Here is a 24,427-nt window from a genome sequence, read left to right on the forward strand (position 1 = left end):
AAATTGCAACTAGGACTGATTAATTCATGGCGAAAAATGGAGTTAACGAGTGTTCAAGGAATACCAACCGATAATATAGATGGACAGTTTATGCAAATAATTAACGCTTTAAAAACGAAGCCTCAATCTGGTGAATTCGACCAAAAGAGCGCACAAAATGAGGGCCTAAATCAGCTACTGACCATACTGTCTAACGCAACAGATGCAAAGTACCAATCCAATGTGGACAGTGAAATGGAGACAGACTCTATAGATTTTACAACTGAAGATGATGAGTTTTCATTAAATCTTGAAGCGTTAGTATCTAAGCATCATCCTTTTTCAGATGGAGTAGATATTCCTGCATTAGATGACACCAATATGGATTCTGTTGTCGCCGAAACATTTGCTAATTTAGAAAACAAAATTACGCAAGTTTTAAAGTCAGAAATGAATACGAAGCTAGCTCCAGATATGTTTAAGCAAACAGAGTTACCTGCTTTGTTAAAGGATTTAAAACGGTTGGAGCAAACAGTAAATAAGCTACCAGAAATGTCTGCTGCTCAAAATATTACGGGAACGGTACAAGATTTACACCATTTAATCCTTTCAATTAGTAATGTTATAGCATTAAATGCAAACAGTGCTACAAAGAATGCGGATAAGAACATTGATACGAAAGCTGGCAATTCGTTCACGAATAATAGTACTTTTGTTGGTGCACTTAAGTTCCCTTCAGCCAAAAACAATGTGCAAATGGCAGATAAAGAGCAAATGTTAGAAGGTAAGCAACAAAACGCGGAAGATATTTTAGTGAGTGAGGATAAAGCAATTCCGTTTGAGGTAACGAATCAAGAGCAGCTACCTGGACAAATAGTTGAAGCCTCCTTACAAGAAAGAGTAAAGACGGCACCGATAAACAAAGAATTTAAGTCCGAAATGAATGCTCCTCCGGTTCTTCATAGCAAAATAAATAATCAAGTGGTTACTGAAATTGCCGATCACTTGGCTGATGAAAATCCGCCATTGCAAATGGATAAGCAACAAAAGGCTAGTGAGAGTATTCAACAAGAAATTAGGCTAACTACTGATAATCATCCTATTGAAACGAATGCAGTGGAAATGGTAGCACATATGGAAGAGCGTAGTAGTAACACAGATACGAAGGCTCCAGTTGTGAGTGAAATAGGGATGGCTTTTAATGGTATAGACGAAGATTATTTATTGCAGATGACAAGAGAACAGAAGAATAATCTGTTATCTCAACAAAATAGTTCAAGTGAACCAGTTCTAGAAGAAACAGAAGTAGTAATGAAAGAAGCAGTAATACAGGGTAGTGAGGATAATGGAGATATCCCAAAAAGATATTCAACTATTGATACGAAGCTATTAGCCATACAAAATCGTGTATTACAAGAAAGTAGAAATATTATTGGGAAAGAAACAAATACAACAAATTCGAAAATGGATGCTTCACAAACGATTGTTACAGAAGCAACGAGCGAGCTTAAAGCGATTATCTCATCGATTCTTACCAAGCTTGATAAACAACTAGAACAAAAGAATACACCGGTAGTTCAAAAAGTGATTAATCCTATAATGGTAAGTTCCTTACGAAAAGCAGGAGAAACACTCATGCCAAGTGTAGAAATAAAGGCAACAACAGTTAAAGGGAATGAGTATGATATAGATTCAAATGTACTTCCAACTGTGCAAAATACCTTTATAAAGCAACATCCGTTTACGTTATTAACGAGTTCAGGAGAAATGGCACAGCCGAAAAATGTGGAGGAACAATTTGCCAAACTATTAGCAAATAGTACGTTTACTAAAGTAGGCGATATGCAAAAGCTCGCCATTCGTCTTGCGCCAGATCATTTAGGGTCGATTCGAATTGAAATTACCCAAAATGAAGGTAATATGATAGCGAGAATTATAACGACAACTGCTGAAGCGAAAGAAACACTAGAAAAACAGCTTACTAGCTTAAAACATGGGTTTGCAGCACAAAATCTGCAAGTGGATAAGCTTGATATCGTTGTCTCTTCTCAACCACAGGAGAAACTGCAAAAAGAGCAACAGCAGCAACAAGAACAGCAACAGTCTCAATCACAAAGACACAAAAAAGATGCAGATGAAGATGAGAATAAACGAAAAACTTCCTTTTTTGAGGAATTATTAAATATGGAAGTCTAGAGGAGCAAGAATAGATGGCAAATACAATTAGTGACACTTCTCTTTATTTATCAGACTATCAGAAATCAACTAATTCAACTGGTAGCTCTTCTTTAGGAAAAGATGATTTCTTGAAAATTTTAATTACCCAATTACAAAACCAAGATCCATCTAATCCAATGGATGATAAAGAGTTTATTGCACAGATGGCTCAGTTCTCAAGCTTAGAACAAATGCAGAATTTGAATTCATCTATGACAAACTTAATTTCCCTGCAAACACAGTCCAATTTAATCTCTTACGGCCAATTTATGGGACAAGAAGTGAATTGGAGTAAGATAGAAACCGATGAAGCAGGCAATAGCATAACATCTTCTGGTGTTGGAAAAGTTACTTCCGTTGCTTTCACGGGTGATAGTGTGGAATTTACGCTAGATGATGGATTAAAAGTTACTCCAGCAAATATAAGTAGTGTGAGTAAAGATTCATCAGAAAATAATCTGGTGCTAGCAAGTCAATTAATTGGAAAAACCGTTTCTTATGCCAATACGAATAATGAAGAAGTAAGTAGTAAGGTTCAGTCAGTATCATTAAAGAATGGACAAATACAACTAACATTGGATGATGAGGCAGGAAGCAAAATTGCCTCAGGACAAATTACAAAAATTGAATAGGAAGTGATTAGATGGATAAGTCCATTTATCCTTCAATAAAATCACATGCTGCTATTAAAAATGGTATTGAGGCGATTAAATCAAACGCAACTGTGCATAAAGCGCAAAATATTCCATCGTTTTCTACCCATTTACAACAGTCGATTTCATCTTTAAATACGCTGAACATTAGTAAACATGCAAATGAGAGACTTCAGCAACGAGGTATTGAAATAGATGATGCCAAATGGAAGGCGATTGAAGAAAAAGTTACCCAGGCAAAGAAAATGGGAATAAAAGAATCACTCGTACTTTTAAATAATGCTGCATTAATCGTAAGTGCGAAAAACAATACGGTAATCACGGCAATGGATCGTGAGGAAGCAACAGATCAGATTTTTACTAATATAAATGGAACCATCATTATGAATTAAAAAAAGGCTGGACCAAAAATGGAGGCCAAAAACTGCTGAATGATAGAGGCAGTTCATTCGAAGGGAGATAATTATACATGTTACGTTCATTATATTCAGGAATCAGTGGGATGAAAAACTTTCAAACAAAATTAGATGTTATTGGGAATAATATTGCTAACGTTAATACCTATGGCTTTAAAAAAGGTCGTACAACTTTCAGTGATCTAATTAGCCAAACAACTTCAGGTGCAACTGCTCCAACCGGAAATCAAGGTGGTATTAATGCAAAGCAAGTTGGACTTGGAGCACAAGTAGCTTCAATTGATACTCTTCATACACAAGGAAGTATGCAAACAACAGGTCGAGTACTTGACTTAGCTATCTCTGGAGAAGGCTACTTTGAATTACAAGATGCTAGTGGTGCAAGTTTTTATACGAGAACAGGGAATTTTTATTTCGATGCAAATAGAAACATCGTTAACTCAAGTGGGTTGAAATTATCAATTGAAGGAGATGCAATCATTCCTGCTGATGCTCAAAGTTTTAGTATTGGTACAGATGGGCAAATAAGTTATGTTGATGCAACAGGTGCTTTACAACAAGGTGGCCAAATTCAAATGTTCACTTTCCAAAATCCAGAAGGACTTGATAAAGCGGGCGGTAATACTTTCCAAGTTTCTGGTAACTCAGGACCGGCGACTCAAACTTTTGCTGGACAAGACGGAGCAGGTTCTCTTAACAGTGGTTATCTAGAGATGTCTAACGTTGACCTTTCAGAAGAATTCACGGAAATGATTGTTGCACAAAGAGGATTCCAATCCAATACAAAAATCATCACAACTTCTGATGAAATTCTTCAAGAATTAGTTAACTTAAAACGATAATTTAATTGGAGGGGAAGAGGCTATCATTTAGGGTAGCCTCATACAAAAAAATGATACATTTAACTCGACTAAATGGAAAAAAGTTTTTATTAAATGCTTTATTTATTGAAACAGTCGAAACTTTTCCTGATACAACAATTACTTTAACAAATGGGAATAAATTCGTTGTTAAAGAAAGTGAAGAGGAAGTATTGGAGAGAATGAATCATTTTTTTCAAAAAGTGAACCTCTTCGGATTACCGCATGTGGGAGAGAAAGACGATGAAGAATAATAAAGTTATCATTACGATGCTCGTTTTATTACTAGTCATTACACTGGCTGGAGCGGGGGCATTCATTTATATTTGGAAATTTACTGGCGATGAGAAGGCAAAGGAACCGTCTATTGAAGAAATCTTGGAATCTTCTGTTGATGTGGAAGAAATTACGACAAATTTAGCTACTGATAATTTCATCCGAATATCCTTTAAGATTCAGACAGATAGTAAGAAGGCGAAGGAAGAACTAGAAAAAAGAGATTTTCAAGTGAAAAATATCATTATTCAAGAGTTATCTGAGAAAACTACAGAAGACTTAAAAGGAAAAAATGGACAAATTAAATTAGAGAATGATCTCAAGGATAAAATAAACGAACTAATGCAAGAAGGCAAAGTAGTCCAAGTTTATATTGTAAACTCTCTACTCCAATAAATTAAAAAGAGAAAAGATGGAGGTGAGTAAATTTGACAGCTGATATTTTATCCCAAAATGAAATAGATGCCCTTCTTTCTGCCTTATCATCTGGTGAAATGGATGCAGATGAGCTGAAAAAAGAGCAACAGGAAAAAAAGGTTAAGGTATATGATTTTAAAAGAGCCTTAAGATTCTCGAAGGATCAGATTCGAAGTTTAACAAGACTTCATGAGAATTATGCTAGATTGTTAACAACTTTTTTCTCGGCACAATTAAGAACATATGTGCAAATATCTGTTACGTCAGCAGATCAAATTCCATATGGAGAATTCATTAGTTCTATTCCAAAAATGACGATTCTAAATGTATTCGATGTTCCTCCATTAGAAGGAAGAATCTTGATGGAAGTCAATCCGCATATAGCCTATGCAATGATGGACCGAATGATGGGTGGCAGAGGTAGCAGTATAAATAAAGTAGATAATTTGACAGAAATTGAAACAAAAATTATGTCCAATATGTTTGAAAATGCTTTTGATCTTTTTAGAGAAGCAATGGAAGACATTGTTGATATTGAGCCGACACTTGCTGAATTCGAAGTAAACCCACAGTTTTTGCAAATGGTTTCTCCAAATGAAACAGTAGTAGTTATTTCGTTAAGCACGACAATCGGAGAAACAAGTGGAATGATTAATATTTGTATTCCACATGTGGTCTTAGAGCCAATCATTCCAAAGCTATCTGGCCATTATTGGATGCAGGCAGAGAAAAAGGAAAGACTACCTGAATTTACTTCTCGTTTAGAAGAAAATATTCAGCAGTCGGTTGTACAAATAGTCGCTGAACTAGGCACGTCTGATATTTCCATCCAGGATTTTTTAATGTTGGATATTGGCGATGTCATTGAAATGAATCAAACGATACAACAACCCTTAATTATTAAAGTTGGCGATATCCCTAAATTTATTGGACAACCAGGAAAAGTAAATAAAAAGATGGCTGTTCAAGTATTAGGAACTTTAGAGGAGGGGAAGGAAGATGGTGAGTAAGGATATGCTTTCACAAGATGAAATTGATGCTCTCTTGCGGGGAGATAGTGTAACAAATGAGAGTCCTGAAATGGATGTAGAAAAGTACTTATCAGATATAGAAAAAGATACCTTAGGGGAAATCGGAAATATATCCTTTGGTAGCTCGGCCACAGCTTTATCCACATTATTAAATCAAAAAGTAGATATCACGACACCAACTGTAAGTGTGATCTCGAAACAAATGCTGTCAGATGAATTTCCGCACCCATATGTAGCAATAAGAGTCAATTATACAGAAGGATTTTCAGGAATGAATCTGCTTGTTATTAAACAAACAGATGCAGCTGTTATTGCTGACTTAATGCTTGGTGGAGATGGGCTTAATGCCAATAAAGACATGTTAGATGAAATACAGTTAAGTGCAGTGCAAGAAGCGATGAACCAAATGATGGGTTCGGCAGCTACATCCATGTCCACCATTTTTAGCAAAAAAGTTGACATTTCTCCTCCAAGTATTGATATTTTAGACATTAATCAAGGGGAAGGAACAGATACGATTCCGGATGAAGATATTTTTGCTAAAATTTCATTTCGAATTAAGATAGGGAATTTAATTGATTCAAATATTATGCAATTATTACAGCTTTCTTTTGCGCAAAAGCTAGTGGAAGGATTATTAAATCCAGATAATACAGAAGAAGAAGTTTCAAATATTCCCGAAGTCGATTATAATTCAGTATATGAGCCAAAAGAACCGATGCAAGAGTCACGTGTGACAAATAATTATCAGCAGGTTTCAAACGAAATGCCTAATAGTAATCCTGGTAATTATGCTGATACAAGTGCTAATCAGACTAACGTGAATCAGCAGCAACAATATTTTGGCTCAGGGTCTAATACACAAGGTCCGCCACCAAATGTGCAACCAGCAGGATTTTCTAGCTTTGATATGCAGCCACAAACGGTAACAGAAACAAAAAACTTAGATATGTTATTGGATATACCTTTACAAGTAACGGTTGAGCTTGGCAGAACGAAACGATCAGTTAAAGAGATACTAGAGCTGTCTTCAGGCTCCATTATTGAATTAGACAAGTTAGCTGGAGAACCAGTGGACATTCTTGTAAATAATCGTTTGGTTGCACAAGGGGAAGTAGTGGTAATTGATGAGAATTTCGGTGTTCGTGTAACTGATATTGTTAGTCAAAAGGATCGATTAAAAAATTTAAAATAATTTTTGGGGGTATTGAGGAAAATGGCACAAAAAATTCTAATCGTTGATGATGCCGCTTTTATGCGAATGATGATCAAGGATATTCTATCTAAAAATGGATATGAAATCGTTGGAGAAGCAGCTGATGGCATGCAAGCAATCGAAAAATTCAAGGAAACACAACCAGATTTAGTAACAATGGATATTACCATGCCAGAAATGGATGGAATTACAGCATTAAAGGAAATCAAAAAAATGAGCCCAAATGCAAAGGTTATTATGTGCTCAGCAATGGGACAACAAGCAATGGTTATTGATGCAATACAGGCTGGCGCGAAAGATTTTATTGTAAAGCCATTCCAGGCAGACCGTGTATTAGAAGCAATCAGTAAAACATTAGGCTAAAAATGAAAATAGAGGGTGCCGAATGTGAATAAAGCATATTTATTAATTCGTTGTTCACTACTCATCATTGTTCTGCTAGGCTTTGGAACGAAAGCCTATGCAGAACAAATTGATAAAAGTGTATATGATATTTTACATAATGAAGAATCAGAAGAGAATAAAAATCAAGAAAGTGAAAAAGAGGAAAAAACAGAAGAGAATCCTAATACCGATGATGAATCAACAGCGGATCAAACGAATTTACTCCTTGAGGAAACGGATTCTGAGGATACTGGTTCAATAGGCGTGACGATTTGGGATTTTGTTAAGATGATTTTTGCGACAATCTTTGTCATTTTCTTAATGTATTTTATTCTACGATTTATTAATAAACGAAATCATGGATATAAAAGCTCGCAAATTATTGAAAATATTGGTGGCACTGCACTAGGATCTAATCGATCTATTCAATTAATAAAAGTAGGAAAGCGGTTATTAATAGTAGGTGTTGGAGATAGTATTCAATTAATCAAAGAGATTGAGGATGAACAAGAGTATAAAGAAATATTGGAAGAGTATAATCGAAAATTAGATCAACTAGTACAACCAAGCGATATTGTGACAAAGGTGAAGAGTATCGTAACATCAGGTGATTCTAAACCGAAGACAAAAGAGTCTTTTTCTAATCGTTTGTCAAAAGAACTAGAGCGAATATCAAGTGAACGTAAGGAAAAGATGGAAGTACTAGAGAAGAAAAAGAAAGGATCGTCTGAAAAAAATGAATGAGTTTATGCAGTTGTTTAATAACAGTGATCCAGGAAATGTTTCGACATCTGTTCAATTGTTATTATTATTAACCGTCCTTTCTTTGGCACCTAGTATCATCATTTTACTAACTAGCTTTACGAGAATAGTGATTGTTCTTTCCTTTGTCAGAACGGCGCTTGCAACCCAACAAATGCCGCCTAACCAAGTAATTGTAGGATTAGCTTTGTTTTTGACATTCTTTATTATGGCTCCGACTTTTCAGGAAGTAAACGATAAAGCGTTGACGCCGTTATTTAATGAAGAAATTACATTGGAAGAAGCGTATGATAACGCAGCATTACCGTTTAAAGAATTTATGAGCAAGCATACAAGACAGAAAGATTTAGCCTTGTTTTTAAATTATTCGAATGCAGAAGCTCCCAAGTCGATTGAGGATATCCCATTAACGACGATGGTGCCTGCTTTTGCAATTAGTGAATTAAAGACGGCCTTTCAAATTGGATTTATGATTTTCATCCCATTTTTAGTCATTGATATGGTTGTTGCAAGTATCCTAATGTCGATGGGTATGATGATGTTACCACCTGTCATGATTTCCTTGCCGTTTAAGATTCTACTATTCATTATGGTAGATGGTTGGTATTTAGTTGTTAAATCACTGTTAGAAAGTTTTTAAGAAGGTGAAAAAATGTCACAGGAAATGGTTATTTCCATTGCTGAGAAGGGTATTCTTACCGTATTAATTGTCAGTGGTCCATTGTTAATTATTGCTTTAGCAGTAGGGCTAATTATAAGTATTTTTCAAGCGACGACACAAATTCAAGAACAGACCTTGGCTTTTGTACCAAAAATCGTAGCTGTTCTTGTTGGGCTTGTTTTCTTTGGATCATGGATGCTGAGTCACATGTTATCCTATACAAAAGATATATTTTCAAATTTAACAAGGTTTATTGGATAGAAGGATGATGGATGAACTTTTATCAAATTTCCCAGCATTCCTTCTTATCTTAGTTCGCGTTACTTCGTTTTTTTTCATGTTGCCTTTATTTTCTTATCGGACGATTCCCACATCTTTTAAAGTAGGTTTAGGCTTTTTTTTATCTTTAATCATGTTTTGGGGAATGGATGTACCAGTACTGACAATAGATACAAGCTACTATTTTCTTATTCTTAAAGAAGCTATGGTAGGGCTATTAATTGGATTTGTCGCATATATGCTGTTTGCTGCTATTCAAATAGCAGGTGGATTTATTGATTTTCAAATGGGATTTGCCATCGCAAACGTCATTGATCCTCAAACAGGAACGCAAAGTCCTCTTACAGGTCAATATTTAACGATTATTGCTATGTTTTTTTTATTAGCCTCTAATGGTCATCATTTATTATTAGATGGGATTTTTTATAGCTATCAGTATATACCGATGGATCAGGCATGGATTAACTTTGGAAACGGAGATTTTGCAGAATTTCTCCTTAAAACTTTTAGTTTAATGTTTGCTATTGCCTTTCAAATGTCTATCCCTGTTGTCGGAAGTATCTTTCTTGTTGATGTGGGATTAGGAATAGTGGCAAGAACGGTACCTCAATTAAATATCTTTGTTGTTGGCGTTCCTATTAAGCTTATTGCAGGCTTAATTATACTCTTCATCGTTATGGGAGTATTGATGACTTCCGTCTCTCAATTATTCTCGTCTATTTTAACAACGATGAGGGGGATGATGAACATAATAGGAGGTGTTGGTTAAATGAAACTCCTATCATTAAATCTCCAGTTTTTTGCAGGGGAAAAGACAGAAAAGGCTACTCCAAAGAAAAAACAGGATACAAGAAAAAAAGGACAAGTTGCCAAAAGCCAGGATGTCAACACAGCACTTGTTCTTTTAGTTGTATTTGGTGTACTAAGTTTCACAGGAGAGTATCTCTTAGATGGGTTAATGTCTATTATTACCTTTACATTTAGTGACTTCACAAATATTACTTTGTCGGTGAATTATATGCAGGCATTGTTTTTGGATATTGTGAAGGAAGCTGCACTCCTATTAAGTCCCATTTTAGTAGCAGCTCTTGTTGGGGGATTAATTGCCAATTATATGCAAGTTGGTGTTTTATTTTCACCAGAAGCAATTAAATTTAAATTAGAGAAAATAAATCCAATCGCCGGATTCAAGAGAATGTTTTCCCTACGCTCCATTGTGGAGCTATTAAAGTCTTTGCTGAAAATTACGGTGATCGGTATCGTCGTTTTTTCTGTATTATGGGGGAAAATGGACGAAATACTGATTCTTTCCCATAAATCAATTGGAGCTATTGCTGTGACAATAGCTAAATTGACGGTTCAGATGGGACTTTATGCATCGGTTGCACTTTTAATATTATCGCTCATGGATTATATGTATCAACGATATGATTATGAAAAAAATATTCGAATGTCCAAGCAAGACATTAAAGATGAATATAAGAACATGGAAGGGGATCCATTAATAAAATCTAAAATAAAACAAAAGCAGAGAGAGATGGCTATGCACAGAATGATGCAAGATGTGCCTACTGCTGATGTTGTCATTACTAATCCAACTCATTATGCTATTTGTTTAAAATATGATGAGGAAAAGTATGACGCGCCCTATGTTGTTGCAAAAGGGGTAGATTTTATTGCACAAAAAATTAAACTAGTTGCAAAAGAAAATAATGTTGTGATGGTAGAAAATCGTCCATTAGCACGTGCTATGTATAATCAAGTAGAAATAGGCGATTTAGTACCAGAGGATTTTTATAAGGCTGTTGCAGAAATCCTTGCATTTGTGTACCAGACTAAAGATAAATAGCAGTATGAATACTAGTAAATAAATTATTGTAAATAATAAGGAAACAAATGTGTGTTTTTTAAGGAGCGGAAGAAATGGCAAGGAAAGACTTAATCGTAGTGATAGGTGTAATTCTCATTATCGCAATGTTGATTATTCCATTTCCAACCTGGTTATTAAGTATTCTTATTTTACTTAATATTACGTTGGCACTACTCATTTTATTATTAACTATGAATATGAGTGAAGCTCTCGAATTCTCTATTTTCCCTTCCCTTTTACTATTAACAACTTTATTTCGCCTTGGGCTAAACGTATCCACTACTAGATCTATATTGTCAACAGGGGATGCAGGTGGAGTTGTCCATACCTTTGGAACCTTCGTTATTGGCGGAAATATTGTTGTAGGGTTAGTGGTCTTTTTAATTCTTGTCATCATTCAATTTGTTGTTATCACAAAAGGTTCGGAGCGTGTATCAGAAGTTGCTGCAAGGTTTACATTGGATGCAATGCCAGGTAAGCAAATGAGTATTGATGCAGATTTAAATGCAGGAATTATTTCTGATCAAGAAGCAAGAATACGACGTGAGAAAGTAAGTAGAGAAGCTGATTTTTATGGTTCCATGGATGGTGCCAGTAAGTTTGTAAAAGGGGACGCTATTGCTGGTATTATTATTGTTGCTATTAACTTGATTTTTGGAATTGTTATCGGGATGACTCAGCTTGGTATGGCAGCTGGCGATGCTGCCCAGCATTTTTCCTTATTATCAGTAGGGGACGGAATTGTCAGCCAAATACCGGCATTATTAATTTCTACTGCGACTGGTATTGTCGTGACAAGAGCTGCTTCTGAAGGTAACCTTGGCTCTGATATTACCTCTCAGCTAATGGCATATCCGAAAATGCTGTATGTAGCGGGTGGAACGATTTTTCTATTAGGTTTATTTACACCGATTGATGACTTCTTAACGATTCCCATCGCAGGTCTTCTTATCTTTGGTGCCTATTACTTATCTAGGAAGCCAAAGGATGATTTAGAACAAATGCAGGAGCTGGAAGAAGAAATACAGACAGATGAGCTAAAGAGTCCAGAAAGTGTAGTTAGTTTATTAAATGTGGACCCGATTGAATTTGAGTTTGGATATGGTCTTATTCCTCTAGCAGATGCCAACCAAGGGGGAGATTTGTTAGATCGAGTAGTGATGATTAGAAGGCAGCTGGCGATCGAATTAGGATTAGTCATTCCTGTTGTCCGTATAAGAGACAATATTCAATTACAGCCAAATGAATATCGGTTAAAAATAAAAGGGAATGAGAGAGCGCGCGGGGAGTTATTACTAGATCACTATTTAGCGATGAGTCCGGGAATGGACGATGATTCCATTGAAGGGATTGATACAATCGAACCATCTTTTGGATTGCCAGCAAAATGGATAACTGAAAGTACAAAGGAACAAGCGGAAATATTTGGTTATACCGTAGTCGATCCGCCATCTGTTGTATCCACACATATTACGGAAGTTATTAAGGCAAATGCTTATGAATTATTAGGTAGACAAGAAACCAAGCAATTAGTGGATCATGTAAAGGAAAGCTATCCTATATTAATTGAGGAAGTGACACCTACTCCTTTATCCATTGGAGAAATCCAAAAGGTTCTTGCAAAATTATTAAGAGAAAACGTTTCTATTCGCAATTTGCCAGTGATATTTGAAACATTAGCTGATTTTGGAAAAATGACATCTGATACAGATTTATTGGTTGAATATGTAAGACAATCATTAGCACGTCAAATAACAAATCAATATAGTAACCAAAATGATTCACTTAAGGTAGTAACTTTATCAGGAAAAGTGGAAAAACTAATTGTGGATAATATTCAACAAACAGAACATGGAAACTTTTTGGCACTAGATCCAAGCATTTCCCAATCCATTTTAGAAAGCATTGCAGGACAAATAGAGCAATTATCTGTCATGGAGCAGTTGCCAATACTCTTATGCTCACCAGCTGTAAGAATGTATGTAAGACAATTGACAGAACGCTATTTTCCACAAGTTCCAGTATTATCGTACAATGAATTAGAAGCAAATGTGGAAGTTCAAAGTGTGGGAGTTGTGAATATCGAATGAAAATACAAAAATATATAGCGCGGGATATGCCAGAAGCAATGAAAAGAATCCGAGCAGAATTAGGAAATGATGCGGTTATTCTTCATTCTAAAGTGATTTATAAAGGGGGCTTCTTAGGCCTTTTTAAAAAAAGAAATATTGAAGTTCTTGCTGCAATTGATCCGAGTTTATCGGAAACATCAATCCCGCAGCAGCCTAAAAAGCGAGAAGTGCGAAATCCAGTTTTAATAAAACAACCAATAACAAATACGAAATCCATTGATGAAGCTAGTATGTCAAAAAGGGTATCTGATTTTCCAGATATAGCAAAGCAATTAGATGAAATTAATCAAAATGTCCAAGCATTTGGAGACAAAAGTAATAATGTCTCCTTTTCCATTCCTACTCCAATAACAAAAGTAGTGAACCAGCTAGATAAACAGGAAATAGACCCAACGATTAAAAATAGAATGGTCAAAGAGCTTGTTGCTAAATGGTATGCAGCAGGCGAAAATGTAGCAGAGTCAGACGTTTTTAAGTGGGCACAGCAGCTTCTTTTAGCGGAGATTTCTTCCTATTCCTTTGGAGAAGTTTCTTTAGCAAAAAAATATATAAATGTAATCGGACCAACCGGTGTTGGGAAAACAACTACTTTAGCAAAAATTGCAGCCAATATTATTTTGAAAAAGCAAAAAACGGTCGGATTTATTACAACAGATACATATAGAATCGGAGCAATTGAACAGCTAAAAACGTATGCGAATATTTTAGATGTTCCATTAGAAGTATGTTATTCGATGGAAGATTTTGAGCAGGCAACGAAAAAACTCGAAAGTTGCGACGTAATATTAATTGATACGGCAGGTAGAAATTTTCGGAATAAAAAATATGTTGAAGATTTAATGCAAGTGGTCGATTATAAAAGAGAAATGGAAACATTGCTTGTACTATCATTGACGGCAAAGCAAAGGGATTTAGAAGAAATATATCAACAATTTTCAGCGATTGAAATTGATTCCTTTGTATTTACGAAATTAGACGAAACATCTTCCTATGGAGCAATGATCAATTTAATTGTTTCCTGCCAAAAGGGTGTCGCCTATATTACGACAGGGCAGAATGTGCCTGATGATATTGTCCCAGCAACGCCACTAAAACTGGTAAATAAAATAATTGAGGTAGATTAAGTATGACAGATCAGGCTTCTATCTTAAGAAAAAAAATTGAACAATTGAATTCCAATCGTAAAAGTCAATCCAAGCATAAAACGTTAGCCATTATAAGTGGAAAAGGCGGCGTTGGGAAGTCAAATTTTTCTCTGAATTTTGCCCTTACCTTACAAAAACGAGGATACCGTACATTACTAATTGATATGGATATTGGAATGGGGAATATTGATATTTTAATGGGGACGCAGTCTCGTTTTACGATTGTTGATTTTTTTAGAAATAATATAGGGTTTGAGCATATTATTACGAAAGGCTTTGGGGGATTAGATTATATAGCTGGTGGTTCTGGGTTAAGTGATTTTGTAGATATCGAGGATGCGAAGCTAGAAAGCTTCTTTCAACAGTTTCAAGTACTGTTAAGTCAATATGATTATATACTACTTGATATGGGAGCGGGAATTAGTACGGATTCCTTAAAGTTTATATTGTCTGCTGATGATTGTATTGTCATTACTACACCAGAACCTACTTCTATAACAGATGCGTATGCCGCGATGAAATTTATTCATTCGAGGAATAATGATCTTCCGTTGTACCTTGTCGTTAATCGAACAATTACGAAAAGGGATGGAATGGAAACATTGCAAAAGCTCCGCCAAGTGGTGCAACAATTTCTGAAGCGGGACCTAATTAATTTAGGCTATATTCCAGATGATTCGAATGTGTCGCAGGCTGTAAGAAATCAAATTCCTTTTATCTTTTTTAATGAAAAATCGGAAGCAGCTAAAGCTTTGCGCGAAATTGCCGATAGATATGGTAAACAACAGTTTACAGAATATTATCAAGATAATAGTCACAACTTTGTGTCAAAATTAAAAAGGTTTTTGTTTGAAAGGTAGTTGGGTTTAAAGTGGAGCAAATAAAGGTTCTCGTTATTGATGATTCTGCATTTATGCGCAAGCTGATCACTGATTTTCTCTCTGAAGACACGAGAATAACCGTTGTTGGTACAGCTAGAAATGGTGAGGATGGCATTAAGAAAATTAAGGAATTAACTCCTGATGTTGTGACACTTGATGTCGAGATGCCAGTTTTAGATGGATTAAGCGCTTTAAAGAGAATTATGGATGAACATCCTGTACCAGTACTTATGCTTTCCAGTACAACGAAGGTAGGGGCAGAAAGTACCATACAGGCAATGCAAGCAGGAGCAATTGACTTTATAACAAAGCCTTCTGGTTCTATTTCCCTAGATTTATATAAAGTGAAACAGGAATTGGTAGAAAAAGTTATTCTGGCAAGCACTGTAAAGCCGAAAACATTAATAAATCTCTCGATTGAAGGAAAAAAGACTATTACTTCACAAACTTCTTATAGTAAAATGGAACCAAGAGATGTGGAAAGTAATATAGTTAAAAAGATAGATGTTTCTGATAACTGGATGAAATCCATGAAAAAAGTAGTGGTAATCGGAACATCAACTGGTGGTCCAAGAGCATTGCAAAAGGTTTTAACAAATTTACCAGGTGATATAGAAGCACCAATTTTAGTCGTTCAGCACATGCCAGCAGGATTTACCCGTTCCCTTGCAAATCGTCTTAATACATTATCGGCTATTACGGTAAAGGAAGCCGAACATGGTGAACTTATCCGTAATGGAGTTGCCTATATTGCTCCAGGAGGTTTGCATTTAAAGGTGAAGTCAGTTGGTGTTCATACAGCAATAGAATTGGACGAAGCAGCTCCTCTAAATGGTCATAGGCCATCTGTTGATGTAATGTTTGAGTCTGTTAGCGAATTAAAAGCCTATGCAAAAGTTGCAGTTATTATGACTGGGATGGGTTCAGATGGCACGGATGGTTTAAAGAAATTAGCAAACCAGGGCAATCTAAAAGCTATCGCAGAGTCACAAGAAACATGTATTGTTTTTGGAATGCCAAAAACCGCTATTGCCACGAATTATATAGATGAAATTCAGAAGGTAGATCATATTGCTGAAACTATTATGAAATATGTATAACGTCAAGGGATGTGAAGCAAGGTGGAAATGAGTCAGTATTTAGAAGTTTTTATTGAAGAGAGTAAAGAACATTTACAGGCATGTAATGAACATCTATTAGAATTGGAAAAAGATCCTGAAAATTTACAAATAGTTAATGAAATTTTCCGTGCAGCCCATACTTTAAAAGGGATGTCAGCAACAATGGGATATGAGGACTTAGCAAGTCTAACCCATCAAATGGAAAATGTACTTGATGCTATAAGAAATAAGAAAATTGTTTTTTCACCAGAAATATTGGATGTTATTTTCTTAGCTGTGGATGATCTTGATGCGATGGTAGAATCCATTGCTAGTGGTGGAGATGGAAAAAGAAATGTAGAGGAAGTTGTTGAAAAGCTAGTGCTAATCGAAAAAGGACTTCCATTAAATCAAAAAAATGCAGCTGAGGCGGAGGTAGCCGCTACTGCTACAGAAAAAGCTCCGACAAGAGAAAATCAGTATGATCAATTTGAAACAACAGTATTACAACAATCAGCTGATCAAGGGTTTTTCACTTACGAAATCAACGTTACATTAAAAAGTGACTGTTTATTAAAAGCTGCAAGAGTATATATGATTTTTGAAGCGCTCGAATCATTAGGAGAAGTTGTAAAATCGGTTCCTCCGGTGGAAGAGCTTGAGGAAGAAAAATTCGAGTTTGATTTTATGGTAACTCTAATATCCAACGAAATAGCTAATAAAATTGAAACGGCTATTATGAAAGTTTCAGAAGTAGAAAAAGTAGATGTAAGAGAATTTTTTGCAAATAGTCAATCTGTAAAGCAACCAGAACAATCTGAAATTGACAATCAGGTTGTGGAATCTAAACAAGAAGATATTACAAATGCACCTGTTTCAGAAAATGTTGCTCCTGCAGTAGCGAAGCCAGCAGAGAAACAAACAGCTACTAAAATATCAAATAAGACAATTCGTGTTAATATTGAGCGTTTAGATATTCTTATGAATTTATTCGAAGAGCTTGTTATCGACAGAGGAAGATTAGAGCAAATTTCCTCTACGCTGAAAGATCAAGAGCTTCATGAGACAGTGGAGAGAATGTCAAGAGTCACAGGGGATCTTCAAAATATTATCTTGAATATGCGGATGGTTCCTGTTGAGACGGTGTTTAATCGTTTCCCAAGAATGGTTAGACAGCTTGCCCGTGATTTAAATAAGAAAATTGATTTACAAATCGTTGGTGCAGAAACCGAGCTTGATCGTACTGTAATTGATGAAATTGGTGATCCATTAGTTCATTTAATCCGAAATGCACTTGACCATGGAGTGGAAACACCTGAAGTAAGAAGAGCGAATAATAAAGACGAAGAAGGAACAGTGATTCTTCGTGCTTACCATAGCGGGAATCATGTTTTTATTGAGCTAGAAGATGATGGAGCGGGAATTAATAAAGAGAAGGTTCTTTCTAAAGCAATTAATAAAGGGATTGTTACAACAGAAATAGCGAAAACATTAACGGATTCCCAAATTGCTGAATTGATTTTTGCATCAGGCTTTTCTACTGCAGACCAAATATCTGATATTTCGGGACGAGGAGTCGGACTTGATGTTGTGAAGAATACGATTGAATCGTTAGGCGGTTCGATTACGATTGAATCCGAAGAAGGAAAAGGATCCCTATTCTCTATCCAATTGCCGTTAACCTTATCGATTATTTCCGTTATGTTAGTAGAGATTCAAGCAGAAAAGTATGCAATTCCATTGTCGTCAATCATTGAGACTGCCATTGTAAATAAAAAGGATGTCATGCTTGCCCATAATCAGACAGTAATTGATTTCCGTGGTAAAGTAGTACCATTGCTATTCTTAAAAGATATCTTTGATGTACCATCTACTGAAGGGGAAAGTGATTATTATTCTGTCGTGATCGTTAGAAAAGGGGAGAAGCTAGCTGGCCTTGTTGTGGATGGATTTATCGGGCAGCAAGAGGTTGTACTTAAGTCACTAGGAACTTACCTTTCAAGTGCATATGCAATTTCTGGAGCAACCATTTTGGGAGATGGACAAGTAGCACTAATTATGGATTGTAATGCTTTAATTAAATAAATCTAGCATAAAGCTACAGATGTTTGCGCAAGTGTAACCATAAGAACGAGCTTTTTGTAAGCTTATACCCTAACAAGCTTATAAATGGAATGGTAAAAAATTATGCCATAAGCAAATTTTTAAATTACTACGGTGATAGGAATAAACTTGCGCTTATCTATGCAGATAGGTTAATTTGAGAGGGATGAAAAGGAAATGAGCGATGCAGTTTCAACAGAAGAAAAATTAATAATATTTGAATTAAAAGGCAAGGAATATGCTATTTCTGTGAATGAAGTGATGTCCATAGAGAAAAATATGCATATTACGAGAATTCCAAATATCGCTCCTTTTGTCAAAGGTGTGATTAATTTAAGAGGAGTTGTTACTCCTATTATTGATTTACGACTTCGTTTTAATTTAGAAGAAATTCCATATACAGAAAGCACAAGAATCATTATCATTATGTTAGAAGATATGGAAGTAGGTATTATTGTAGATTCTGCTAATGATGTGGTAGATGTCGATACTTCTCTATATGAGCCAGCTCCTGAAACTATTAGTGGCGATGAAGTTGATTATATTAAAGGAGTAGTAAAGCTTGATAAACGTTTATTAATTCTTGTGGACTTAGAAAAAGTATTTGATCGAACTATTTTACGGAATTATTCTAATAATAAAAGTGATGAGTAAGCATGGGATATATTAATGAGTTTGATTCAATCAAACTAGATGTATTAAGAGAAATTGGGAACATTGGGGCAGGGCATGCTGCAACTTCTTTATCGAAACTTCTTAATAAAAAGATTGATATGAAGGTACCAGATGTACAAATTGTTACGTTCGATGAAATGATGGAAATGGCAGGCGGTGCCGATAATATTGTGGCAGGGGTCTTCTTAAGAATAGAAGGAGATATACCAGGGAGTATGTTTTTTATTCTTCCGTTAGAACAAGCTACTAAATTTGTCCAAGAGATGATTGGTGATTCTACTGTTAACTTAGCAGCACCTCCGTATGATGAGCTATCTATCTCTGCCTTGCAGGAATTAGGAAATATATTATCTGGTTCTTATTTATCCTCCTTATCTGATTTTACGCAGTTATCCTTGTATCCATCCGTTCCAGCGCTTGCCATTGATATGGTTGGCGCAATTGTTACATATGGATTAGTGGAACATTCACAAGTGAGCGACTATGCCATTGTTATCAATACGGAATTAAAGGGAGAAGACATTAGGCTTTCTGATACGGTCAACGGCCATTTCTTTTTGTTGCCCGATCCAGCTTCTTTTAGCCCATTATTTCAGTCATTAGGAGTGAAAGATGGTGACTGAACAGATTACGGTGATAAAGGTTGGAATTGCTGATATGAATGTGGTACAGTCGCCTAACACGATTCGAACCTCAGGACTTGGCTCATGTGTCGGTATCGTATTATATAGCCCAATGAAACCCATTGCTGGTTTAGCACATATTATGCTTCCAGAAGCATCTATTTCCAAGTCAGGAACCGTAAATAAGGCTAAATTTGCAGATACAGCGATTGTAGAATTAGTAGAGCGTTTAGAAGGATTAGGGGTAAAGAGAAGCACGTTACTAGCAAAAATTGCCGGTGGAGCGCAAATGTTTCAGTTTAATGGAACAAGCGATATTATGAGGATTGGTCCTCGTAATGTAGAAGCGGTAAAAAATACGCTGCAAGCATTAAAAATTAAATTAGTGAGCGAAGATGTAGGGGGAAATAGCGGAAGAACAATCGAATTTTCCCCAGTTACCCATCAATTAACAATTCGTACAGTGAATAAAGGGATTCATATTATTTAGCGTGAGAAAAGAAATAAATGGAACCAAAAAAGGAAGACTGTCTCTAATAAAAAGAATCCTATTTTTAGGAGAAATCTTTATTAGAAGCTAGTCTTTTTTTGCTGTTTCTAAAAGATTGATACATGAACTTGAGTCTTTGTACCTAATTTTAGTGTCGGAATTAGAAAGAATAGATATAAAAACATGTATTCTGCTAAAATCAATAGTGAAATATATACATAAAAAAAGATTTACGATTTGTTTCTTACAATTCTTATTTTTTTGCTGAATGGATAGGAATGTAAATGATAAAAATAAAGAAGGACGAATAGAGTAAGTGGGATAGCTATCTCTTTCATGTGATGAATTCGGTTAGGTAAGTAGTTTAGCCATTATTATTATGAATGAACCAAAATGATAGGGTAGCTTTGTATATCTAATATTGGTCGATTTATGAAATTATTACGATAATGTAGGTTTTTTTGTACAAAAAGGGGATAAAGGTAGTGAATACATATATCTCCCGTACGTTTTATGTTTATAGACAGAAATAGTTCAAATGAAAGTGTTAGGTGTTCATTGTTTTTAGAGGAGGGTATTTAATGGCCAATGAGTCAACAACAGAAGAAAAGCAAGCTTGGGAAATGTGGACTAATTCGAGGGACCAAGAGGCAGGTAACCAATTAATTAAAAAGTATATGCCTTTAGTAAGTTTTCATGTTCAAAGGATATCAATAGGATTACCAAAAAGTGTTTCCCGCGATGAACTAACTAGCCTTGGAATGATGGGTTTATATGATGCATTGCAACGATTTGATCCAAAGAGAGATTTAAAGTTTGATACATATGCATCTTTTCGGATTAGAGGAAGTATTATTGATGGCCTTCGAAAAGAGGATTGGTTATCTAGAGGTACAAGAGAAAAATCAAAAAAAATTGAGGCAACAATTGAAAAGCTGGAACAAAAATTAATGAGAAATATCACAGCTAAAGAAATTGCTGATGAATTAGGTACGAGTGTCGAAGAAGTATATGCTACGATGAATGAACACTTTTTTGCTAATGTCCTTTCTATTGATGAGCAAATGAATGAAGGGGATGAGAAAGAGGCGCAAAGCTTTTCAATTCGAGACGATAAAACCTTAGTTCCTGAGGAGAAAGTAGTAAAAGATGAATTAGTGCAGGAAATGGCAGAAAAAATTCAGGAGCTTAATGATAAAGAACAGCTAGTAATTAGTTTGTTTTATAAAGAGGAATTAACGTTAACCGAAATTGGACAAGTAATGAATTTATCCACTTCAAGAATTTCGCAGATTCATTCTAAGGCTATATTTAAATTAAGACATTCTTTAGAAAAAGTAATTTAATGAAATTGGGTGAACGCATATGAGTTTAAAAGCTTTAGAAATGCAAGTTGCCCTACCGAGAACGTATGATGCTGGAAAGCTTCAGGAACAACAGGATCAAAAACATCAGCAAATGTATGCATTCGCCTCTAAAGAAGTAGGGAAAGAAGAGGAAAGAAAGAGAACGACGGTCATAAAGGGAGAAGGAAAGGGAAAAGTCACTTCTAATAAAAATAAGGATAAACATCTTATTGAACATGTAGGGAGTGAAGAGGATAAAGAATTAGTCGAAATAGAGAGAAAACACACGATACACCCATATAAAGGACTAAGTATCGACTTTAGTGGATAGAGGGATGAAATGGTTAACTTTTTACTTTTTTTAAGTATTATATTAAATTTAATCGCGATATTTTGTATTGTGATCTTGTATCTTAGGCAAAATCGGTTTGTTGGCATGGAAAAAGAACAGAAAAAGAATATAGAAGAAATGGAAGAAGTAATTTCTACCTTTATTACGGAAATAAAAGAAGAAAATGAACTGTTTTTAAATAAATTTATTTCTTTTCAACCAAAAGAGGACAACGAGGATAGGCAAGAGGAAAAAGGGATAGTGGATGATACGAACGGCATGGAATTTAAGCCGAAAGAATTAAAAGGGAATAAAGCCATGCTGAACGTATATAAAAATGTCGCTCCTGCTGTTTTAGAAAATAATAAAAAAGAGGATGTTTTGGAAAAAGAGGATGTGGACGAGCTATTGAATTTAATTCTTCCGCCAGAACAGGAGCCAAAAGAAAAAACGATCGTGGAACTAGCTTCGGAAATGCAAGAAGATGGAAAGAGTATCGAAGAAATAGCGAAAGCATTAAATAAAGGCAAGACAGAAATGGAGCTTCTACTTAAATTTAGACAAAATTCGTAAATATACTTGATTGTGTCTAGTACATATGCTATATTAACACATGGTGTTAATACACACGCTTTTGGATTTAATCAATGGTGCTGTATTATTTACAGTTTTGATTAAAAATGAAAAAAGCGGAGGAAATCAAAACCATTAGGAGGAAAAAACATGTCAGTTATTTCAATGAAACAATTACTTGAAGCTGGTGTACATTTCGGTCACCAAACTCGCCGTTGGAACCCAAAGATGAAAAAATATATTTTCACAGAGCGTAACGGTATCTACATCATCGACCTTCAAAAAACAGTTAAAAAGGTTGAAGAAGCTTATAACTATGTGAAAGAATTAGCTGGAAACGGCGGTACAGTTCTTTTCGTTGGTACGAAAAAGCAAGCACAAGATTCAGTTAAAGAGGAAGCTATCCGTTCTGGTCAATACTATGTAAACCAACGCTGGTTAGGTGGAACTTTAACTAACTTTGAAACTATCCAAAAACGTATTGCTCGTCTTAAAGATATCGAAAGAATGTCTGAAGACGGTACATTCGAAGTACTTCCTAAAAAAGAAGTAGTTCAATTAAACAAAGAGCTTGAGCGTTTAGAAAAATTCCTAGGCGGAATTAAAGATATGAAGAAAATTCCTGACTGCTTATTCATCGTAGATCCACGTAAAGAACGTATTGCAGTTGCAGAAGCTCATAAATTAAATATTCCAATCGTTGGTATTGTTGATACTAACTGTGATCCAGACGAAATTGATGTTGTTATTCCTGCGAATGATGATGCAATCCGTGCTGTTAAATTATTAACTGCAAAAATGGCAGATGCTATTCTTGAAGCTAAACAAGGCGAAGAAGTAACTTCTGCTTAAATTAGAACAAAATCACTTGTTATACGAATTAGTTTAGGATCAATAGATAAACTTGATTGATAATAAGTATTTGTTTAGGGACTTGTGGAAAAGGTGATAAAGAGCATCCCTCTTATCACCTTTTTTTCAAGCATCCTGCTTAAAAGTGAAATAAAATGGTTAAAAAAATAATACATAAACCTTAAGGAGGCAAATTACTATGGCTGTTACAGCTCAAATGGTAAAAGAACTACGTGAAAAAACTGGTGCTGGAATGATGGATTGTAAAAAAGCACTTACTGAAACGAATGGTGATTTAGATAAAGCAATCGACTTTTTACGTGAAAAAGGTATTGCAAGTGCTGCAAAGAAAGCAGATCGTGTAGCTGCTGAAGGTTCAACTTATATTGCAGTAGAAGGTAATGAAGCAATTATTCTTGAAGTTAACTCTGAAACAGATTTCGTTGCGAAAAACGAAGGTTTCCAAAACTTAGTGAACGAACTTGCTGCACATTTATTAGCAACTAAACCTGCAACAGTAGAAGAAGCACATACTTCAAACATTACTGAAGGTACAACAGTAGAAGCTCATATCAATGCAGCAATCGCTAAAATCGGTGAAAAATTATCTCTACGTCGTTTTGAAATCAAAACAAAAACAGATAATGATGCATTTGGTGCATACCTTCATATGGGCGGACGCATTGGTGTTCTTACAGTATTAGAAGGAACTACTGATGATTCTGCTGCGAAAGATGTTGCAATGCACATTGCTGCATTAAACCCTAAATATGTTTCTCGTGACCAAGTTTCTCAAGAAGAAGTGGCACATGAGAAAGAAGTATTAACACAACAAGCTCTTAACGAAGGTAAACCAGCTAAAATCGTTGAGAAAATGGTTGAAGGCCGCTTAAGTAAATATTTTGAAGATGTTTGTGTTCTTGATCAAGCATTTGTTAAAAACCCAGATCAAAAGGTTCGTCAATTTGTAGAATCTAAGGGTGCTACTTTACGTGAATTCGTTCGTTACGAAGTTGGAGAAGGAATCGAAAAACGTGAAGATAACTTTGCAGAAGAAGTTATGAACCAAGTTAACAAGAAATAATAAATGAACGATTAATTGTTTTCATAGGGGGCACCATGGTGTTCCCTATTTTTCAAGATATTACAAATATA

General features: G+C 35.4%; 27 protein-coding genes. All 27 read left to right on the forward strand.

Annotated features, from left to right (window positions below):
* Window positions 1-3: 3 nt before the first annotated feature.
* Window positions 4-2,175: a flagellar hook-length control protein FliK gene (locus NYE52_RS08930; RefSeq protein WP_341192753.1), complete on the forward strand. Its 2,172-nt coding sequence runs from the start codon at window positions 4-6 to the stop codon at window positions 2,173-2,175.
* 14 nt (window positions 2,176-2,189) lie between these two features.
* Window positions 2,190-2,828, forward strand: coding sequence for a flagellar hook assembly protein FlgD (flgD, locus tag NYE52_RS08935; protein WP_341192754.1), 639 nt, complete (start codon window positions 2,190-2,192; stop codon window positions 2,826-2,828).
* Window positions 2,829-2,839: 11 nt separating this feature from the next.
* Complete coding sequence (locus NYE52_RS08940) at window positions 2,840-3,241, forward strand: TIGR02530 family flagellar biosynthesis protein (protein ID WP_341192755.1); 402 nt, start codon at window positions 2,840-2,842, stop codon at window positions 3,239-3,241.
* A 77-nt stretch (window positions 3,242-3,318) separates the two neighbouring features.
* Window positions 3,319-4,107, forward strand: a complete 789-nt coding sequence (gene flgG, locus NYE52_RS08945) for a flagellar basal body rod protein FlgG (protein ID WP_341192756.1) — start codon at window positions 3,319-3,321, stop codon at window positions 4,105-4,107.
* A gap of 50 nt (window positions 4,108-4,157) precedes the next feature.
* Complete coding sequence (locus NYE52_RS08950) at window positions 4,158-4,379, forward strand: flagellar FlbD family protein (protein WP_341192757.1); 222 nt, start codon at window positions 4,158-4,160, stop codon at window positions 4,377-4,379.
* Window positions 4,369-4,797, forward strand: coding sequence for a flagellar basal body-associated protein FliL (gene fliL / locus NYE52_RS08955; RefSeq protein ID WP_341192758.1), 429 nt, complete (start codon window positions 4,369-4,371; stop codon window positions 4,795-4,797). Before NYE52_RS08950 ends, fliL begins: the two co-directional genes overlap by 11 nt.
* Window positions 4,798-4,829: 32 nt before the next feature.
* Entirely contained in the window at window positions 4,830-5,828 is a 999-nt protein-coding gene (gene fliM, locus NYE52_RS08960) for a flagellar motor switch protein FliM (RefSeq protein WP_341192759.1), read from the forward strand.
* Window positions 5,818-7,044 carry a flagellar motor switch phosphatase FliY gene (gene fliY, locus NYE52_RS08965; RefSeq protein ID WP_341192760.1) on the forward strand — a complete coding sequence of 409 codons (1,227 nt, stop codon included), beginning with the start codon at window positions 5,818-5,820 and terminating at the stop codon, window positions 7,042-7,044. The genes fliM and fliY overlap by 11 nt, the downstream gene beginning before the upstream one ends.
* Window positions 7,045-7,065: 21 nt before the next feature.
* A complete protein-coding gene (locus NYE52_RS08970) occupies window positions 7,066-7,428 on the forward strand; it encodes a response regulator (protein ID WP_341192761.1) in 363 nt (120 codons plus the stop codon).
* A gap of 24 nt (window positions 7,429-7,452) precedes the next feature.
* Window positions 7,453-8,193 (forward strand): flagellar biosynthetic protein FliO, encoded by a 741-nt coding sequence (locus NYE52_RS08975; RefSeq protein WP_341192762.1) that lies wholly within the window; start codon window positions 7,453-7,455, stop codon window positions 8,191-8,193.
* Entirely contained in the window at window positions 8,186-8,851 is a 666-nt protein-coding gene (gene fliP, locus NYE52_RS08980) for a flagellar type III secretion system pore protein FliP (RefSeq protein ID WP_341192763.1), read from the forward strand. Before NYE52_RS08975 ends, fliP begins: the two co-directional genes overlap by 8 nt.
* Before the next feature lie 12 nt (window positions 8,852-8,863).
* Entirely contained in the window at window positions 8,864-9,133 is a 270-nt protein-coding gene (gene fliQ / locus NYE52_RS08985) for a flagellar biosynthesis protein FliQ (protein WP_031534510.1), read from the forward strand.
* A 7-nt stretch (window positions 9,134-9,140) separates the two neighbouring features.
* Window positions 9,141-9,920, forward strand: coding sequence for a flagellar biosynthetic protein FliR (fliR, locus tag NYE52_RS08990; RefSeq protein WP_341195142.1), 780 nt, complete (start codon window positions 9,141-9,143; stop codon window positions 9,918-9,920).
* Window positions 9,921-11,000 carry a flagellar biosynthesis protein FlhB gene (flhB, locus tag NYE52_RS08995; RefSeq protein WP_341192764.1) on the forward strand — a complete coding sequence of 360 codons (1,080 nt, stop codon included), beginning with the start codon at window positions 9,921-9,923 and terminating at the stop codon, window positions 10,998-11,000.
* A gap of 74 nt (window positions 11,001-11,074) precedes the next feature.
* Window positions 11,075-13,111 (forward strand): flagellar biosynthesis protein FlhA, encoded by a 2,037-nt coding sequence (gene flhA, locus NYE52_RS09000; protein ID WP_341192765.1) that lies wholly within the window; start codon window positions 11,075-11,077, stop codon window positions 13,109-13,111.
* The gene (flhF, locus tag NYE52_RS09005) at window positions 13,108-14,277 is read left to right on the forward strand and encodes a flagellar biosynthesis protein FlhF (protein ID WP_341192766.1); all 1,170 of its coding nucleotides are present in this window, start codon (window positions 13,108-13,110) and stop codon (window positions 14,275-14,277) included. Before flhA ends, flhF begins: the two co-directional genes overlap by 4 nt.
* 2 nt (window positions 14,278-14,279) lie before the next feature.
* Window positions 14,280-15,158, forward strand: a complete 879-nt coding sequence (locus NYE52_RS09010; RefSeq protein WP_341192767.1) for a MinD/ParA family protein — start codon at window positions 14,280-14,282, stop codon at window positions 15,156-15,158.
* Between the two features lie 11 nt (window positions 15,159-15,169).
* Window positions 15,170-16,279 carry a protein-glutamate methylesterase/protein-glutamine glutaminase gene (locus NYE52_RS09015; RefSeq protein WP_341192768.1) on the forward strand — a complete coding sequence of 370 codons (1,110 nt, stop codon included), beginning with the start codon at window positions 15,170-15,172 and terminating at the stop codon, window positions 16,277-16,279.
* A 21-nt stretch (window positions 16,280-16,300) separates the two neighbouring features.
* Entirely contained in the window at window positions 16,301-18,364 is a 2,064-nt protein-coding gene (locus NYE52_RS09020) for a chemotaxis protein CheA (protein WP_341192769.1), read from the forward strand.
* Window positions 18,365-18,559: 195 nt separating this feature from the next.
* Window positions 18,560-19,036: a chemotaxis protein CheW gene (locus NYE52_RS09025; protein WP_341192770.1), complete on the forward strand. Its 477-nt coding sequence runs from the start codon at window positions 18,560-18,562 to the stop codon at window positions 19,034-19,036.
* Window positions 19,037-19,038: 2 nt separating this feature from the next.
* The gene (locus tag NYE52_RS09030) at window positions 19,039-19,680 is read left to right on the forward strand and encodes a chemotaxis protein CheC (protein WP_341192771.1); all 642 of its coding nucleotides are present in this window, start codon (window positions 19,039-19,041) and stop codon (window positions 19,678-19,680) included.
* Complete coding sequence (locus NYE52_RS09035; RefSeq protein ID WP_341195143.1) at window positions 19,673-20,170, forward strand: chemotaxis protein CheD; 498 nt, start codon at window positions 19,673-19,675, stop codon at window positions 20,168-20,170. The genes NYE52_RS09030 and NYE52_RS09035 overlap by 8 nt, the downstream gene beginning before the upstream one ends.
* 581 nt (window positions 20,171-20,751) lie before the next feature.
* Window positions 20,752-21,516 (forward strand): FliA/WhiG family RNA polymerase sigma factor, encoded by a 765-nt coding sequence (locus NYE52_RS09040; protein WP_341192772.1) that lies wholly within the window; start codon window positions 20,752-20,754, stop codon window positions 21,514-21,516.
* Between the two features lie 19 nt (window positions 21,517-21,535).
* Window positions 21,536-21,847, forward strand: a complete 312-nt coding sequence (locus tag NYE52_RS09045; protein WP_341192773.1) for a hypothetical protein — start codon at window positions 21,536-21,538, stop codon at window positions 21,845-21,847.
* Window positions 21,848-21,856: 9 nt separating this feature from the next.
* Window positions 21,857-22,420, forward strand: a complete 564-nt coding sequence (locus tag NYE52_RS09050; RefSeq protein ID WP_341192774.1) for a hypothetical protein — start codon at window positions 21,857-21,859, stop codon at window positions 22,418-22,420.
* A gap of 150 nt (window positions 22,421-22,570) precedes the next feature.
* Complete coding sequence (gene rpsB / locus NYE52_RS09055) at window positions 22,571-23,272, forward strand: 30S ribosomal protein S2 (protein ID WP_031534537.1); 702 nt, start codon at window positions 22,571-22,573, stop codon at window positions 23,270-23,272.
* 199 nt (window positions 23,273-23,471) lie between these two features.
* On the forward strand, window positions 23,472-24,356 hold the full coding sequence (gene tsf, locus NYE52_RS09060; RefSeq protein ID WP_341192775.1) for a translation elongation factor Ts: 885 nt from the start codon (window positions 23,472-23,474) through the stop codon (window positions 24,354-24,356).
* Window positions 24,357-24,427: the final 71 nt, after the last annotated feature.

Source organism: Niallia sp. FSL W8-0635, assembly GCF_038007965.1.
Classification (GTDB): Bacteria; Bacillota; Bacilli; order Bacillales; family Cytobacillaceae; genus Niallia.

Coding starts and splice junctions, on each gene's coding strand:
- flgD (WP_341192754.1), top strand. CDS start 2,190: ATGGCAAATACAATTAGTGACACTTCTCTTTATTTATCAGACTATCAG.
- NYE52_RS08940 (WP_341192755.1), top strand. CDS start 2,840: ATGGATAAGTCCATTTATCCTTCAATAAAATCACATGCTGCTATTAAA.
- flgG (WP_341192756.1), top strand. CDS start 3,319: ATGTTACGTTCATTATATTCAGGAATCAGTGGGATGAAAAACTTTCAA.
- NYE52_RS08950 (WP_341192757.1), top strand. CDS start 4,158: ATGATACATTTAACTCGACTAAATGGAAAAAAGTTTTTATTAAATGCT.
- fliL (WP_341192758.1), top strand. CDS start 4,369: ATGAAGAATAATAAAGTTATCATTACGATGCTCGTTTTATTACTAGTC.
- fliY (WP_341192760.1), top strand. CDS start 5,818: ATGGTGAGTAAGGATATGCTTTCACAAGATGAAATTGATGCTCTCTTG.
- NYE52_RS08970 (WP_341192761.1), top strand. CDS start 7,066: ATGGCACAAAAAATTCTAATCGTTGATGATGCCGCTTTTATGCGAATG.
- fliP (WP_341192763.1), top strand. CDS start 8,186: ATGAATGAGTTTATGCAGTTGTTTAATAACAGTGATCCAGGAAATGTT.
- fliQ (WP_031534510.1), top strand. CDS start 8,864: ATGTCACAGGAAATGGTTATTTCCATTGCTGAGAAGGGTATTCTTACC.
- fliR (WP_341195142.1), top strand. CDS start 9,141: ATGGATGAACTTTTATCAAATTTCCCAGCATTCCTTCTTATCTTAGTT.
- flhB (WP_341192764.1), top strand. CDS start 9,921: ATGAAACTCCTATCATTAAATCTCCAGTTTTTTGCAGGGGAAAAGACA.
- flhA (WP_341192765.1), top strand. CDS start 11,075: ATGGCAAGGAAAGACTTAATCGTAGTGATAGGTGTAATTCTCATTATC.
- flhF (WP_341192766.1), top strand. CDS start 13,108: ATGAAAATACAAAAATATATAGCGCGGGATATGCCAGAAGCAATGAAA.
- NYE52_RS09010 (WP_341192767.1), top strand. CDS start 14,280: ATGACAGATCAGGCTTCTATCTTAAGAAAAAAAATTGAACAATTGAAT.
- NYE52_RS09025 (WP_341192770.1), top strand. CDS start 18,560: ATGAGCGATGCAGTTTCAACAGAAGAAAAATTAATAATATTTGAATTA.
- NYE52_RS09030 (WP_341192771.1), top strand. CDS start 19,039: ATGGGATATATTAATGAGTTTGATTCAATCAAACTAGATGTATTAAGA.
- NYE52_RS09040 (WP_341192772.1), top strand. CDS start 20,752: ATGGCCAATGAGTCAACAACAGAAGAAAAGCAAGCTTGGGAAATGTGG.
- NYE52_RS09045 (WP_341192773.1), top strand. CDS start 21,536: ATGAGTTTAAAAGCTTTAGAAATGCAAGTTGCCCTACCGAGAACGTAT.
- NYE52_RS09050 (WP_341192774.1), top strand. CDS start 21,857: ATGGTTAACTTTTTACTTTTTTTAAGTATTATATTAAATTTAATCGCG.
- rpsB (WP_031534537.1), top strand. CDS start 22,571: ATGTCAGTTATTTCAATGAAACAATTACTTGAAGCTGGTGTACATTTC.
- tsf (WP_341192775.1), top strand. CDS start 23,472: ATGGCTGTTACAGCTCAAATGGTAAAAGAACTACGTGAAAAAACTGGT.